This is a genomic window from Thermoactinomyces sp. CICC 10735 (genome assembly GCF_016055175.1).
GTDB classification, from domain to species: Bacteria; Bacillota; Bacilli; order Thermoactinomycetales; family Thermoactinomycetaceae; genus Thermoactinomyces; species Thermoactinomyces vulgaris.
In genome coordinates this window covers 282,685-297,528 of record NZ_JAECVT010000001.1, presented here as the reverse complement: position 1 = coordinate 297,528, position 14,844 = coordinate 282,685, and the positions used below count along the sequence as shown (strand labels likewise).

15 protein-coding genes and 1 pseudogene are annotated in these 14,844 nt (G+C 46.5%); 1 reads left to right on the top strand and 15 read right to left on the bottom strand.

Annotation, left to right across the window (positions count from 1 at the left end):
• Positions 1-31: 31 nt before the first annotated feature.
• Positions 32-364: a nucleotide pyrophosphohydrolase gene (locus tag I8U23_RS01525; RefSeq protein WP_037995465.1), complete on the bottom strand. Its 333-nt coding sequence runs from the start codon at positions 362-364 to the stop codon at positions 32-34.
• Positions 365-514: 150 nt separating this feature from the next.
• Between I8U23_RS01525 and I8U23_RS01520 the strand changes: the two genes are divergently transcribed.
• The gene (locus I8U23_RS01520) at positions 515-1,405 is read left to right on the top strand and encodes a YitT family protein (RefSeq protein WP_049720009.1); all 891 of its coding nucleotides are present in this window, start codon (positions 515-517) and stop codon (positions 1,403-1,405) included.
• Between the two features lie 576 nt (positions 1,406-1,981).
• Here I8U23_RS01520 and I8U23_RS01515 read toward each other — a convergent pair.
• The 14 genes and pseudogenes from I8U23_RS01515 to hisC all read right to left on the bottom strand — a co-directional run bounded on the left by I8U23_RS01515 (position 1,982) and on the right by hisC (position 14,842).
• The gene (locus tag I8U23_RS01515) at positions 1,982-3,205 is read right to left on the bottom strand and encodes a restriction endonuclease subunit S (protein ID WP_049720008.1); all 1,224 of its coding nucleotides are present in this window, start codon (positions 3,203-3,205) and stop codon (positions 1,982-1,984) included.
• Positions 3,202-4,230, bottom strand: a pseudogene (locus I8U23_RS01510) (HsdM family class I SAM-dependent methyltransferase); the annotation flags it as partial. The gene I8U23_RS01515 and the pseudogene I8U23_RS01510, both read right to left, overlap by 4 nt.
• A gap of 270 nt (positions 4,231-4,500) precedes the next feature.
• Positions 4,501-5,289 carry a sporulation protein YpjB gene (locus I8U23_RS01505; RefSeq protein WP_049720007.1) on the bottom strand — a complete coding sequence of 263 codons (789 nt, stop codon included), beginning with the start codon at positions 5,287-5,289 and terminating at the stop codon, positions 4,501-4,503.
• Positions 5,290-5,374: 85 nt separating this feature from the next.
• Positions 5,375-6,031 (bottom strand): DUF1405 domain-containing protein, encoded by a 657-nt coding sequence (locus I8U23_RS01500; RefSeq protein ID WP_181729117.1) that lies wholly within the window; start codon positions 6,029-6,031, stop codon positions 5,375-5,377.
• A gap of 57 nt (positions 6,032-6,088) precedes the next feature.
• Complete coding sequence (locus tag I8U23_RS01495; protein WP_037995228.1) at positions 6,089-6,877, bottom strand: menaquinol-cytochrome c reductase cytochrome b/c subunit; 789 nt, start codon at positions 6,875-6,877, stop codon at positions 6,089-6,091.
• Between the two features lie 26 nt (positions 6,878-6,903).
• Positions 6,904-7,575, bottom strand: coding sequence for a menaquinol-cytochrome c reductase cytochrome b subunit (gene qcrB / locus I8U23_RS01490; protein WP_037995230.1), 672 nt, complete (start codon positions 7,573-7,575; stop codon positions 6,904-6,906).
• Between the two features lie 27 nt (positions 7,576-7,602).
• A complete protein-coding gene (locus I8U23_RS01485) occupies positions 7,603-8,100 on the bottom strand; it encodes a Rieske (2Fe-2S) protein (protein WP_037995233.1) in 498 nt (165 codons plus the stop codon).
• A gap of 166 nt (positions 8,101-8,266) precedes the next feature.
• Positions 8,267-8,722, bottom strand: a complete 456-nt coding sequence (locus I8U23_RS01480; RefSeq protein WP_049720006.1) for a DUF2487 family protein — start codon at positions 8,720-8,722, stop codon at positions 8,267-8,269.
• Positions 8,723-8,781: 59 nt separating this feature from the next.
• Complete coding sequence (locus I8U23_RS01475) at positions 8,782-9,330, bottom strand: YpiB family protein (protein WP_049720005.1); 549 nt, start codon at positions 9,328-9,330, stop codon at positions 8,782-8,784.
• A gap of 113 nt (positions 9,331-9,443) precedes the next feature.
• Positions 9,444-10,574 (bottom strand): hypothetical protein, encoded by a 1,131-nt coding sequence (locus I8U23_RS01470; RefSeq protein ID WP_049720004.1) that lies wholly within the window; start codon positions 10,572-10,574, stop codon positions 9,444-9,446.
• 81 nt (positions 10,575-10,655) lie between these two features.
• On the bottom strand, positions 10,656-11,153 hold the full coding sequence (locus I8U23_RS01465; RefSeq protein WP_049720003.1) for a hypothetical protein: 498 nt from the start codon (positions 11,151-11,153) through the stop codon (positions 10,656-10,658).
• A gap of 168 nt (positions 11,154-11,321) precedes the next feature.
• Positions 11,322-12,614, bottom strand: a complete 1,293-nt coding sequence (gene aroA / locus I8U23_RS01460) for a 3-phosphoshikimate 1-carboxyvinyltransferase (protein WP_049720002.1) — start codon at positions 12,612-12,614, stop codon at positions 11,322-11,324.
• Positions 12,611-13,741 (bottom strand): prephenate dehydrogenase, encoded by a 1,131-nt coding sequence (locus tag I8U23_RS01455; protein WP_198050630.1) that lies wholly within the window; start codon positions 13,739-13,741, stop codon positions 12,611-12,613. The genes aroA and I8U23_RS01455 overlap by 4 nt, the downstream gene beginning before the upstream one ends.
• 9 nt (positions 13,742-13,750) lie before the next feature.
• Entirely contained in the window at positions 13,751-14,842 is a 1,092-nt protein-coding gene (gene hisC, locus I8U23_RS01450; protein ID WP_037995245.1) for a histidinol-phosphate transaminase, read from the bottom strand.
• Positions 14,843-14,844 lie beyond the last annotated feature (2 nt).

The window sequence follows — 14,844 nt, the reverse complement described above, 5'->3', positions numbered from 1 at the left end:
GTGTTTCGTCTCCTCTTCTCCCTTGATGTTTTTATTTGTCTTCAATCCGCGTCCAACGGTCGGCATCCCGCGTTTGGTATTTGTCCATCACTTTTTGGTAAGCCTCTTCCAAATCGATGTCCAACGAGTTGGCAAAACAAGTAATGATAAACAAAAGATCCCCCAACTCATTTTCAATCGAATTTTCTTCCTCCTCCGGCTTTTTGGGTTTTTCGCCGTAGCGGTGATTCACTTCCCGCGCCAGCTCCCCCACTTCTTCCGTGAGGCGGGCCAGCATGGATAACGGATGAAAATATCCTTCCTTAAACTGACCGATATATTGATCAACCTCTTTTTGGAGGTCATTGATCGTTTTGCCTGCCATTGCTTCACCCTCCTGCTCCATACTCATGTTAACGTAAAATACTGTACAAACTCAATCTCCTTCATTATACCGATCTTTTTCAAGCATTGAACCTGGAAATCAGGGCATGTATAATATATCGGAAATGATCCTTTGACAAGGAGAATCCAAATGAAAAAAAACAAAATTCTTTTACATATTTCCAAGATCGTGATCCTTTTGACCGGTTCACTGATTTTTGCCATGGGGGTCAACTATTTTGCCATCCCCAGCAATTTGGCTGAAGGAGGATTTACCGGGATCAGCCTGCTTCTGTTTTATTTGTTCGGCTTTTCGCCCGGTCTGGTGATCCTGCTTTTAAATATACCTCTTCTCTTTGTCGGATACAAAGTATTTGGAAAACAATCCTTTATTTATACGATCCTTGGGATCGCCTCTTCCTCCTTTTTCTTGGAAATCACCAAAAACATTGTCACATGGTTCGGTCCCCCGCCGGAAGACACCTTATTGTGCACTTTGTATACCGGAGTGTTGGTGGGAATCGGCCTGGGGCTCATTTTCCGGACCGGCGGCACGACCGGCGGCGTGGATATTATCGCCCGGCTTGTAAACAAATTTTACGGCTGGAGCATCGGCCGCACCATGTTGATGTTTGATTTCGGCGTCATTCTCTCATCTGTCTTTATTATCGGGCTGGACATGGCCATGTACACGTTGGTTTCCGTTTTTATCAGCGCACGGGTCATCGACTTTGTCATTGAAGGTTTAAACGCATCCAAAGCCGTCACCATCGTGTCCAACCGCCCTCAGGAATTGGCCGGCACCATTGTCAAAAAGATGGATCGCGGCGTCACCATTTTGACCGGACGCGGCGGATACACCGGGAAAACGCGCGAGGTTTTGTATGTGGTGGTTGGCCGCAACGAGCTGCCCAAACTGAAACAAATCGTCCATCAAATCGATCCGCAAGCTTTTGTCGTTGTCGGCGATGCCAGAGATGTCCTGGGCGAAGGATTCAGTTATGAAAAAACCATCGCTTACAGCAATCACCATCGGCCCTGAACCGGAAAGCCCTTGAAACAGGGGTTTTCCGGTTCTTTTTTGTTTTTCCTTTCCCATGCACTCCTGTTTGTCGGTGTTTGGAATGGTTTGTTTGTGTTGCAAACTTGTTTACATTATAATTAACGGGTTTGATCATTTTCTTTGCCCGCGTCACTAAATCCCATGATCTTGACATTTGTTTTTGACAAAAACTGATTGCTTTCTACGAATAAAAATAAGAAGCGCCCAAAACCATGATTCCATTCCCTAAATCAAAAGAGCTGCCCGGTTGGAAGGCAGCTCTTTGATTTACTCAATCGATTTCGATTACCTTTGAAATTTCTAAAATTATTAATAATTTAATTCTCTTACAACCCCAGTAGTCCAAAATAACTCTTTGGAAACTGGATTTTATTTTATTATTGTTAATCTTTTAATTGACCTTGAATATTAATAATACCCCATCTTTCCTTTTCCAATCCATACCCCTCTCGAGGTTAGCAGGTGGGAGCAATCCGCTTCTACCTCTACTTCGTCACTTGCCTTTATTGATAAAAAAGCTGGGAAGTTCCCAGCTTTACGGAAAGAATTATATGATCAGTTAAATTCAAGTTCTTGTTGGACATTTTTTTCTTGATTTTTGGTAGTTGGTTTAATTTGTTTCAGCAGCGTTTCTTTCAGGAGCTCAATAGCACTTTCCTCTCCAGGGTTATTTGTGCCAAGTTCGCCACGAAAGGCTTTAAGAAGAATTGATTGTTTTAACTGATTTAATTTCTCTTCTAAACCAATCAACTGCTTGGCTTCATGTTTTTTGTCCAACAGGGATTCGACTCGTCGGACAATTTCTTTTTGTTCTGGGAGAGGTGGTAAAGGAAATGGTAATTTATTTAATTTAGCAACTTGTATCCCTTTTACAGTTGAACCTGTTGACAAAGACTCAATTAATGACATGTTTAAAGTAAAATACATCCATAAGAAGAAAGGCAAAATCTCTATTTTTGGCCTTACTATCTTCAAATCTTGATTTATAGCTGTTTGTATCTGCGTAATGGTACTCTTTCCTGGGGACATTCTCGTGACGAGTAATACTTCACCTGGATTAGCAACTGAAGATGTGCTATTATCTAATCCATCTTTTGTTATAGAATCAAATGTTTTACTTAGATAAATATTTTTTATATCTTTAACAGTTGCCCAAGGAATATTTCCATTCCAAAACCTTTGTTCATTCTTTGATGGTGTACCTCCCCCAATAAAACTAACAACTTTATCCAACCTCACCCACACCCAATTCTCTGGCAATTCATACGGTGGATCAATTAGCGGGAGTTCCTTATCTCTCTTCTTGCCTTTTTTATTTGTTCCCAATTTTTCTCTTTCTTCGCGAATCCGTTCTAACAGTATATCTGCTGGTTCGACATCCGGATTTTCTTCACGCCATTTCTTGGTCAATTCTCCGCGAAAGGCTTTTGCAAGGATAGCAGCCCGCCGATTGGCAAAGGTTTCTTTCGCTTCTTCAATTAACTGCTTGGCTTCATTGATTTTGTCCAACAGGGATTCAACACGTTGGACAATTCTTTTTTGTTCCGGAAGGGGTGGGAGGGGAATAGGATATTCGATAACATCCTTTGATTTAAAAATCTCATCAGCGTATTTACTTGGTTCAATACTTTTTTGACTTAGTTTATTGTCGTTTAAGGATTTCAATCTCACCCACACCCAATTATCCGGCACCGGGTAAGGCTGCTCCTCCTCTGGCACCAACGCTTCCTCCAGCAACTCCTCTAACGTCTTTCCCTTTTTCCCCTGCTTCTTACTCACTTGCATCCCCCCTCGGTCACTTTCAATTCGTGAACGACTTCATTTAAAAGCGCGATGGCCTGTTCCAGCTTGGCGATGGCTTCTTCGGCAGATTCAATGGGATCGGGCAGATTCTCATAGTCGGAAAGAGATTTGTCTGCGATTAAGCCTAAGTCCAGCGTATCTCCTTTGGCGGCGATTTCTTCACGGGTATAGCAGGACCAGCGTGGGTCGTCCACTTGATGGCGGTCTTCGGCGGTGTATGCTTCAATAAAATCTGCAAAATGCTCTTCGGTGAGCGGGTTGCGTTTGCCGAAGCTGGGCATGTTGGTGCGCAAGTCGTAGAACCAGACTTCTTTCGTGTTCCCGTGATCAGTCACACCCCGGGTAAAAAAGAGAACGTTGGTTTTAACACCCTGAGCATAGAAAATCCCCGTAGGCAGACGCAAAATGGTGTGCAGGTTGCATTTGTCCATCAAATCGGCCCGCACTTTGCGGCCATCACCGTCCTGGAAGAGAACATTATCGGGTAAGACGACAGCTGCACGGGCTTTGCCATTGGGTTTTAAGGCCCGGTAAATATGTTGCAAAAAGTTGAGCTGTTTGTTTTTCGTAGGGTAGGTCATGTCATCCCGGGTGGGGCGTTCCCCCCCTTTTTTGGTTCCGAACGGCGGATTGGACAGGATCACATCCATGTTCATCATTTCTTTTCCCAAGTTGGAAAGGGAGTCCCCCAGTAAAATATTGCTTTTCAGGCCGTGCAACATGGCGTTCATCAAAGCCAGCCGGTGGGTATCCAACACCAGTTCACAACCGCTGAACTGCTCGTTGATGAAAAATTCCGCTTCCTGCTGAGTCATTTCAAACGTGTCTTTAATTTTCTCCACATGTTGGGCAGCAGCGATCATAAAGCCAAAAGTTCCTGCTGCAGGGTCATTGCAACGCTCCATCGGCTGGGGATCGATCAGTTTGACCATTACATTGACCAGCGGGCGAGGGGTAAAGTACTGACCTGCTCCCGATTTTTTCTCGCTGGCGTTTTTCTCTCCTTACCTACTTGACGATCACTTTCGCTAACTCTATTCTCTCCTCGGTATCATAACTTTTTGCCATCTCCTAAAAAAACACTTTTCCATACCCTGTTTTCCCATCAAACCGAAAGTCATAACTGTCAGTATGGCAATCCAAGACAGAAATATCGACCGGAAACTTTTTATGTATCAAAAAGCCAAGAAGCTTAAGACAATCTTAAGCTTCTTCTTTGATCTCATTGATAAAATATCTGTAATTGAAAGCACATTGATTTTAAACACGTTTTAGTCCGTCACCTTTTGAGTGCGCGGATATCTCCGCCAACTGACATAAGCCAGGACACCGGCAATCAACCCGGAGATCCATCCTCCGATTTTTAATAACACTTCTTTTTCATCCCAAGGGGACACCATGGACAAGACATCTTTTTCGGAACCGAAAAATAACGGGTCCAAAAGCCTTTCCCATTGCCGGATTCCCCGCTGGCGTTCGGCCCAATCATTGGTCTTCCGGATCCATGTCATCAATGAGTCCAGTTTTTGTACTGTTGTTTCGCTTTTACTGATCATGACCGCCGGACGGATCAATTGGTAATGCTCATAAAACTGATCAATTTGTTGCTTGTAACCTTTTTCATTTTTCGCTTTGATTTCATTCTTGATCTGCCCGATATCCCGCTTGAACTCGCCGTAATACTGATGCCACATCGGCTGATGGGGATGAGACACAGCATCAAAAGCCATTTGCATGCGAAGCGCGGAACGGTGAATTTCGGCATGATTGGGCCGGATTTGGTTCAGATTCCGCTCCACATCCATGATCACCCCCGATAACATATGAATCGCGGGCACCGTTAATTGTTTGTCCACCCAATTGGATTTGGAGAACTTTTGAGACAAGGCGGTCAGTTTTTCCCTTGCTGATAAATAATCTTTCTCCTCAATGCTTTTCATCACTTCATTGGCCAACCCGGACCAGGATTGGCTTTCATCAAAAAAGCCTTCATTGGCTTGTACTCTTTCAATCGGGACGATCCATAACACCATCAACAAAGTCCAGATGATCCATCTCAAAACCACTCCCTCCCGTTCACCACCGATAGTACAAGTTTATTTGCCATCTCATCCGGTTATGTCCACCAAACAAAAAAAGCCGGTATCATTTCCCGGCTGAAAACCAAAGATCATAATTCCATTTTCGGTGAGAACTGTTCAACATGGACAAGGTTGCAAAGAAAAGCAATGTCGTCAAGCTTAACAGCATCGTAAAATAACCGACCAAATGGTCATAAGGCTCCAACGGGGGCGCCAGCCACGGATGGATATCGAGTCCGTAGTCCAGAGCATCATTGAGCAAAGTCCACCCACCGACAATCAAAATTTCCCGGACCCCATATGTATAAAAAGGAGCATACAAAACAGCCTGCAAAGCCATTCCCAGATGAGAGCCGATCAACATCCAATGTTGCCAGGTCAACGCCTCCATAAAAGGACGCGAATCCAACATTCCTCCCAAAATGATCATCACCACGGCCCATATGCCGTATTTCACCAAAGTGATGGAAGCGAATGCCTCCAAAAGCGGGCTTCTGCGATGGCAAAGATAAGAGAGCAGGACCAGGCAGAAAAAAGTACTGGCAGTGGGACTGTCGGGAACAAAAATATTCAGGTATTTCGGCTCTGTCCAAAGGAGTTGATTTTTGTACCAATAAAATCCGTAAATGGATCCCAGCAAATTGATCACAAACAAAACCTGCAAAAAAAACCGTTGTTCCATGATCCACAACCACTTCTGTTTGAGGACAGCAATGCTCATTGATATTCCTCCTTTGAAACAAAAACCTGGTTGCTTTGGCAACCAGGTTTTTTCATCTTATTTTTGCGTCTGTTTTGTCAACCATTCAACCAGTACTTTTTCCTCTGCAGGGCTTCCTTGGAACATTCCGGCAGGCATTGCCCCCCGGCCTTCTTCAACAATTTTGGTGATTTGATCAGCTGATAATTTGTTTCCAACGCCCAGCAAGCTCGGTCCGTTTTTCCCTTCCAGGTTCTCGCCATGGCATTTGATACAAGCATTTTCAGAATAAATTTGATACCCTTGAGAGTCTTTTGCCACGACTTCCGTATTTTCCGGTGCTTCGCCGGGTGCAGACTCCAATTGCTGTTCATGCTCGTATTCCGCTGCCCATGTTAATGCCGAAATCGCAATCAAGGTCGTCACCATAATCCCTGTGGCCACCGGACGTTTCAAAGGGCGGCGATCCTTGCTGCGATCCAGCCACGGGGCAAGCATCAATGCCGTAAAAGCGATCCCCGGCAAGATCACGGTACCCACAACCACAAATTTCCCAGCTGCCCATTTGTACTTCAGCAATTGGTACAAAAACAAGAAGTACCAGTCAGGAACAGGCAAAAAGCTGGTGTTGGTCGGGTCGGCAAGCTCACCGAGCGGGGGTTCTTCCGACATGACCAAGGTCATGAAACCCACCAAAAAGACAACTGCAACCATCCACTCTTTTAAAAGGAAGTCCGGAAAAAAAGCTTCCGTTTTTCCTGGAAACTCAGCGTAGTCCTTCGGATATAACTTCGGACGGTCAGCACGAACGCGTGAGTCTCCCACATAGTGGACTTGTTTGTCGTTTCCTTCTTGATTATGTGCCAAAGTGGATCCCTCCTCACGCGCAGACCTTATAGAGGTCCGGATATGCCCTGACGACGAATCAGGATAAAGTGTGCACCCAACAGCGCAAGCAATGCAGCCGGGAGGAAGAACACATGCAGAGCATAAAAACGTGCAAGAGTCTGAGCACCTACGATGTCTCCCCCTTGCAGGAATGTTGCGATGTAAGGCCCGATCACCGGCACAGAAGCCGCGATTTCAACCCCTACTTTGGTGGCAAAATACGCTTTGTTGTCCCACGGCAACAAATAACCTGTAAATCCAAGGCCCAACATGACAAAAAAGATCAACATTCCGATAATCCAGTTAAATTCACGCGGATGTTTGTAAGATCCTGTGAAAAACACGCGCAGGGTATGTAAAAAAAGCATGACGATCGCCACGCTGGCACCCCAGTGATGCATGCCCCGCACAATGACACCCATTGCAACCTCATTTTGCAGATAATCCACGCTCCGGTGAGCGTTTTCAATATCCGGAACATAACTCATTGCCAAAAACATGCCGGATAGGATTTGAATAACGACGACAAAAAAAGTCAATCCACCAAAGCAATAAATAAAAGCAGAAAAGTGGTGAGCCGGGTTCACGTGTTCCGGCACCTCATGGTCCGCAACATCGCGCCACAACGGCGTAATGTCCAACCGCTCATCCACCCAATCATAAATGGCGCGCAGCACTTGCTACACCTCCGTTTCAGCAACCATTTACTTCTTGATTAGCGGTCCAATCAATAACTTTCCATCTTGCACTTTCGTTTCATAGCGATCAAGAGGTGCTGATGGGGGGGTACCCGGGACGTTGGTCCCATCCTTCGTGTACCGGCCAAAGTGGCAGGGACAGAAGAACTGGTTTTTAAACTGCGGGTTGCTGTTCCAGTTTACGGTACATCCCAAATGCTTGCAAACAGGGGACAAAGCCACAAATTCACCGTTTAACTTCAGCACCCAAGCAGTCATCTGTTCCCCTTTAGGCGGGTTGTACCAGCCGTCTTTACGGTGAACCGTAAAACGTACTTCCTTTGGTGTATCGGTAATTTCATCCACGCTCAAACCAACGTCGTGGAATTCGCCGCCTTCTCCTTTTCTGAGTAACGGATCAGCAACAAACCGAACCATCGGGAAAAGGACTCCCGAAGCAAGGAAAGCACCGGTCCCACCTAATGTGTACGTTAAAAATTGCCGGCGGGAAACTTTCTTACTCACGTTTTGTCCGACCTCCTTCTATCCGGCTTACCGTCCACTCGGACCGGAATCTATGCTAGGACACTTTCATCTTTTACTAGGACATATACATGATAGCGAAAGCTTTCCATAAAAGTCAAGGAAGGGTTCAGACTTTCAAGGACAATGTTCCCAAAAATCTTGAACATTAAGATTGATGTTGCCAGAGTTCCAACACTTTTTCATAAAGTTTCCGGGTTTCTTCCTCCATTTCTGATTGGGTGGCTTCCGGTGAAAGTTCCATGGCATGGAACAACAAGTTTTGCTCATTTTCCCCGTAACTCTCCTCCACCAACGCTTTCAATCTCCCGTCGTAAACGATGACAAAATAGTTAAAACCAGATTGCCTGATATCTTTTATTATTTCATGAAAATACGATTTAAAAACCTCCGGGTTTTGTCCCGTATATGAAACGGACGGCAAGAGCAACAACCGCCCTGTTAAAGTTTTTTCCAGTTCTTCGGCAAAATATTGGACCATTTTCCCGTTTTTAATATCCAATTCTTTTTCCTTGATCCGGACAGAGGCAACCGGCAGGCACAAGGTGTCCACAAAGGCCGCCACCTCTTTCCAACCGTCCTGATTGATTTGATCCAGTCGCATTTTGTAACCTTCTTTCCAAAAAAAATGCCCAGCTTCTGCTGAGCATTATAACGAATATATCATTTGGACTCCAGTATTTCCTTCCATTGTTTGCTAAGTTGTAAAAATGTTTCAACATCTCGCTTGGCCAAAGCATCATCAATTTGTTCGTACAAACGTTTTTTTTCAAAATCCTTTACCGCCTGATCCAGAAGCATCTCCGCAAACAGACTCAGCAAATGGTCTTGCACCAAGTCATGTTTCTCCATGGAATAAACCTCCAATACCGCGGTAAATTTGGAACACGAGAAACGCTTTTTAAAATACAAACCGATATATAGCTCTTCATGGGGATACGCCCGGATATCGTCAAAAGCCGTCTCCACATCCGTATACACCCGTTTGTTTTTCGTAAAACGAAACGGGACCATTTTACTGCAACAGGATGAGATAATCATGGATTTGGGCAGGTTGCGGACATGATCCACAAAACGGACTTTTTCAAGCAACCGGTCATTGGAATGCAAATAACCGAGTAACCATGCCGCTTCTTTTTTCTGCAAATCGTAATTTTCCAGGAACCAATGAATGAACGATTTTTTCTCTGCCACAGACACGTTGCTTTTCATATTTCCCCCACTCTTGCGTCGTTTGGAAAATTCATTCTATTCCGGCTGCAATCCGGAAACAAACCGTTTCCGGATACAACATGTTTTCGGCGCCATGGACATTGATTCCTGCCTCATGTCCTTTGGAGGAACCCTTCCTCGATCGCACGCTCCCTGAAGGCCGAAATCCCGTATAACCACTTGACTCCGGATGGTGTAAGGGAAATATATTGCTCCTCTCCTTCCCTGCCGATCTTCAACACGCCGAGATGCACCATCATTTTCAACACTTTTTGGAAAACGCTTTCTTTTGTTTCGTAATAAAAAGGGTTGAGCCAAGATTCCGTTGCCTGATAAACCGTAACCGTCCGGATCCATCCCGGATAAGCCAACAATGCGATCAAACGAATGACCATCGGCAACTGTGGAACCACCCGCCGGTAAAGACGTATCCAAAACCGGACCATTTCTTTTCCGTGGTCAATCTGTTGCTTCTCTTGATTATTTAATTTCCCCGAACCTTTCTCCGTTAAACACAAATATCCATCTTTATCCTCTATAAAATATCCTTTGTAATAGGCATAATCATACAATAGTGAGAAACGGTCCGGATACAGATGATAACAACGGCCGAATCCAAACCGGGGGCCTTTTTTGGAAACCGGCTCTTCCGGGACATAAAACGTTTGAAACATTTGCTTTTGTTGATTTTTATAGATCGCCCCGTCCAAGGTCAACCGGACAATTTCCTTTTTTAAGAACAGGAGGAAATGATCCAAGTCGTGAAGCAATTGGTTTTGTTCATCACGATAAACCGCCGGTGGATCCTCCCGGTAACTTCCTTTCAACCGGAAAGGTTTGAGCAAAATCTCACTCACTTTTTTCCGCAAATCGGAAGGAACATGATACAGCGATTGCGTACGATGGGAATAGCCGGGAAAAATCCACCCTCTTTTCAACGACTCCACAATGAATCGGCGCGGCTCGCCTTTCTCTCCGTCCAAGGCTGCCCTCCCTTTGGCCAGAAGTTCTTCCATGGAGTATTGAAGGCTCGGATCCAACATGATCAATTGCAGAAAACGGAATTCATATTTGTCGAGGGAAGCAATTTGCTCCTCCAGCTGGTTTTTTTTGTTCATGTGCTGCAACAACGACCGGATCAGGTCATATTTGGAACTGGAATTTTGATTTTCACACCCGTAGTACCGGTTCATTCGTTTCAGCTGTTCAATGTCCGCATAGGTTAACCATTCTGCCATGTTCACCGTCCATCTTCCTCCTCGAAGACTCGTTATTTTTATTTTGGACGAATCGGGAGAAAGATAGACTCTTTGCCGTCATGGTTTTCAGAGATTCTTCTCATTTAACGGGATGGATGATTTCCGGTTGTCGCGGTGTTCTTCCGTTTTTTCCTCTTTCACCTGAATCCCTCGGCCTGCCAGAAAAAGAATAAAATAGATGATGACCAAATGCCAATCATGAATGGTTTGTTTTGGAAAAAACAAGGCCAATAAATCCCCGATCAAATCTTTCCAATATAAATAAAATTGATCAATCACGGACACCGTTTGAATAAAAAACAAAAGATGAAGCCCCGAAAACACCGCCGTTGCCTGCCACAGCGACAACCCATGGGTTTGCTTTCCGGAAGAGCCCAACCCCAAATAAATAAACATCATCATGACACCAATAATTAGCACGGTCCACTCCATCAAATGATCCGCCACCAACCGGGCTGGAAACCAAAATGAAATCAACAAAGGAAAAAAACAGATTTTCAATGCCATGACCAGTCCGATCACGATTAAAAATTCAAGGCTAAAACGACCGACTCTTGTCCGCATGAAACCACCTCATCCCACTTTTATGTTTACAAGAAAAAAAAAAGAACCGCCCGATTTGATCGGACGGGTTGCACAGGACGTACATATTGGATAGGAGTGGAGAGAAACCATACTGTAGTTCCCATTATAAAGTCAGAAGTGGACAAGGTCAACAACATTTCTTAATTTTCAGATTTGACTCACTTGCATTTTTTGGATGTAACGGAAAAATCCGGGGAAAGATACATCGATGGATTCCACATCCAATACCTTGACGGTTTCTTTTGAACCCAATCCGGCAACCGCCATCGACATGCCGATTCGATGATCCCCGTGGCTGGTGGTGATGCCGCCGCGCAGGGTCACGGGTCCTTCGATCACCATGCCGTCTTCGGTTTCTTCGATGTTTGCCCCCAACTTCTTCAGTTCGTTGACTGTGGTGGCAATCCGGTTTGATTCCTTCACTTTTAATTCTTTGGCATCTTTGATGACCGTGGTTCCTTTGGCTTGAGTGGCAACAACGGCCAAAACCGGAATTTCATCAATGAGGCGCGGAATCATCTCTCCGCCAATGGTCACTCCATGAAGCTCTCCCGTGCGAACCGTCACTCTGCCGACGGGTTCATTACACCAGCTTCCGGTTTCTTCCACTTCCACTCCGGCTCCCATTTGTTTAAAAGCATCCAGGATTCCGGTCCTTGTCGGGTTTAACCCGACGTCTTCCACCGTCACCTGACTGCCCGGCACCATCAGGGCAGCGGCCAGCAGGAACGCAGCAGAGGAAATATCCCCCGGCACCCGGACTTTGGTTCCTTGCAACGATTGTCCACCTTCTATGGAAACCACATGATCTTTCGCCGTCAATGCGGCTCCAAACGCCGGCAGCATGCGTTCGGTATGGTCACGGGATAGAGAGGGCTCCGCCACCGTGGTGACCCCTTCTGCGCTTAAACCGGCTAGCAAGAGACAAGACTTCACTTGGGCGCTGGCCACCGGACTGTGATAGGTGATCCCCTGCAAACGGCCTCCTTTTATGGCGAGAGGGGTGTAACGCCCGTTTTCCCGCCCTTCAATGCGTGCTCCCATTTTTCGTAACGGTTGAACCACCCTGTCCATGGGACGGCGGCCGATGGATTCATCACCGATCACCGTTGAAAAAAACGGCGCTCCGGCCAATATTCCCAGCATCAACCGGATGGTCGTGCCGGAGTTTCCCACATCCAGCGGGGCCACCGGCTCTTTTAATCCGTGAATCCCCCGTCCGTGAATCCGCACGGATGTGGGGGACAATCGTTCAATTTCCACTCCCATCTGCTCAAAACATTGCATGGTCCCCAAACAATCCTTTCCGGGCAGAAAGCCCTCGACTTCGGTCACCCCTTCAGCCAATGCCCCCAGCATGATGGAGCGGTGGGAAATCGATTTGTCACCGGGTACTTTGCAAGTCAATTGAAACGGTTTCGACTGCGATATTTCCATCATCCTTTGCTTTCCTCCCAGCTTTCGTCCTCACTGAATACTTCCAAGCCTTCCCTGCGCAAGACAGAGATGGCGGCCAGATAATCTTTTTCTTTTTTAAAGGCAATTTTTAAGACGCCGGGAATCTCTTCCCGGTTTTCCATCACTTCCAAATTGCTGATATTGATGTTTTCGTCTCCCAACAGGGTGGCAATCTTTCCGATCACCCCCGGCTGGTCCGGCACATCCACATGCAATTCATACCGCGGTTCCAGTATCCCCCGGCGCTTTTTATCCGGCAATTGTTGCCTTAACCGGCGGGAACGGCTGAAAAACACTTCAATTTGCTCTTGTTCCCCGTCAGAAATGGCGGAGCGGACTTCTTCCATTTTTTCAATCCAATCATCCATCAACTTTAACAGCGCGTTCCTGTTGGAAAGCAAAATATCCCGCCACATGACCGGGTGACTGGCACCAATGCGGGTCAAATCCCGAAACCCGCCTGCCGCCAAGCGATGAAACCATTCATTTTCTTCATTATAATTGCCGACCACATTCACCAATCCGGCCGCGATGATATGGGGCAAATGGCTGATCGCCCCCACAATCCGGTCATGATGCGCTGCATTCATGATCACCAGCTCGGCCCGGGTCGCCTTGTGCAACAACTGGCTGATCTTTTGCACCTCCCAAAGGGAGGCCTCCGGATCCGGTGTCAAAACATAGTAAGCATTCTCAAACAACAAAGACCGGGCCGCCTGAATGCCTGACTGATGCGATCCGGCCATGGGGTGTCCGCCAATAAACACGATTCCTTTTTCTTTTAATTTGCGGCTTGCTTCCATGATCTCCGATTTGGTGCTCCCCACATCCGTCACAATGCATGACGGCTTCAGGGGAAGTTCGGCCAATGTCTCAATCATTTGCTTGATTTGGCCCACAGGCAAGGCGATGACAACTATGTCGGCATTGCTGACCGCCTGCGGGAGGGAAGTGGTCCAATCATCCACGGCGCCAATCGCCATTGCATACCGCAAGTCTTTTTCCGAACGGTCATATCCGACCACCACGGCATCGGTCCGTTCTTTCAATCCCAGTGCCAATGATCCGCCGATTAATCCAATTCCCAGAATCGCAATTTTTTCAGGCATCGGGAGATTCTATCCTTTCATTTCCAAAAGTTGCTCCAACGCTTTTAAAAACCGGTCATTTTGTTCTTTGTTTCCAACCGTGACACGGATGTAAGTCGGGAAGCCCAGCGCCTCTCCGGACCGGACAATCACCCCTTGACGAAGCAATCCCTGAAACACCTCACCGGCCGGCATGGTGGTATCCATCAAGATAAAGTTTCCATGCGCCGGATAATAATGAAGGTTCCATTCATCCAATTTTTCCGTAATCTGTTTGATTCCCAACCGATTTTGGTTCCGGCAATAAAAAATAAATGTTTCATCCTCCAACGCCGCCAGTGCCGCAGTTTGCGCAAGCCGGTTCAGGTTGAAAGGTTCACGGACCCGGTTTAACTCGCGAACCACATCCGGATGGGCAATCCCGTATCCGGCACGGAAAGCGGCCAAACCAAAGATTTTGGAGAAAGTGCGCAAAACAATGAGTTGCGGATTATAATCCAGCAAAGACAAGGAATCGGGGTAATCCGGATCCGTGACATATTCATAATACGCTTCGTCCAACACCACCAAGACGTGTTCCGGCAGCCGGTCCAAAAACCATGTCAGCTCTTGCCGGGTCACAATCGTTCCGGTCGGATTGTTCGGATTGCAGATCCAGATCACCCTGGTCCGGTCCGTCACCGCCTCCAACATGGCTTCCAAGTCATGCACGCCGTCTTTTAAAGGCACCTTCACCGGCCGGGCTCCTTCAATCCGCACCGCGGTTTCATATCGCGGGAAAGTGAGATCAGCCATCACCGATTCCGTCCCCGGCTCCAGATAAGTGCGGCCGATCATCTGAATCAATTCATCCGATCCGTTTCCGAAGATGATACGCAGCGGGTCGGTTTCCAAGTACTCCGCCAATTTTTCACGCAGTTTCGGAGCATTCCCTTCCGGATAGAGATGGAACTCCCCTTTCATCTCTCCCAAAGCTTCCCAAACCTTCGGGGAACAGCCGAAAGGATTTTCATTCGAAGCCAACTTGACCACATCGTGGATCCCGTACTCCTCTTTTACCTCTGCAAGTGTTTTGCCAGGTTGATAGACTGGTAGTCCTTGAACGGTTGCTTTTGGTTTCATGC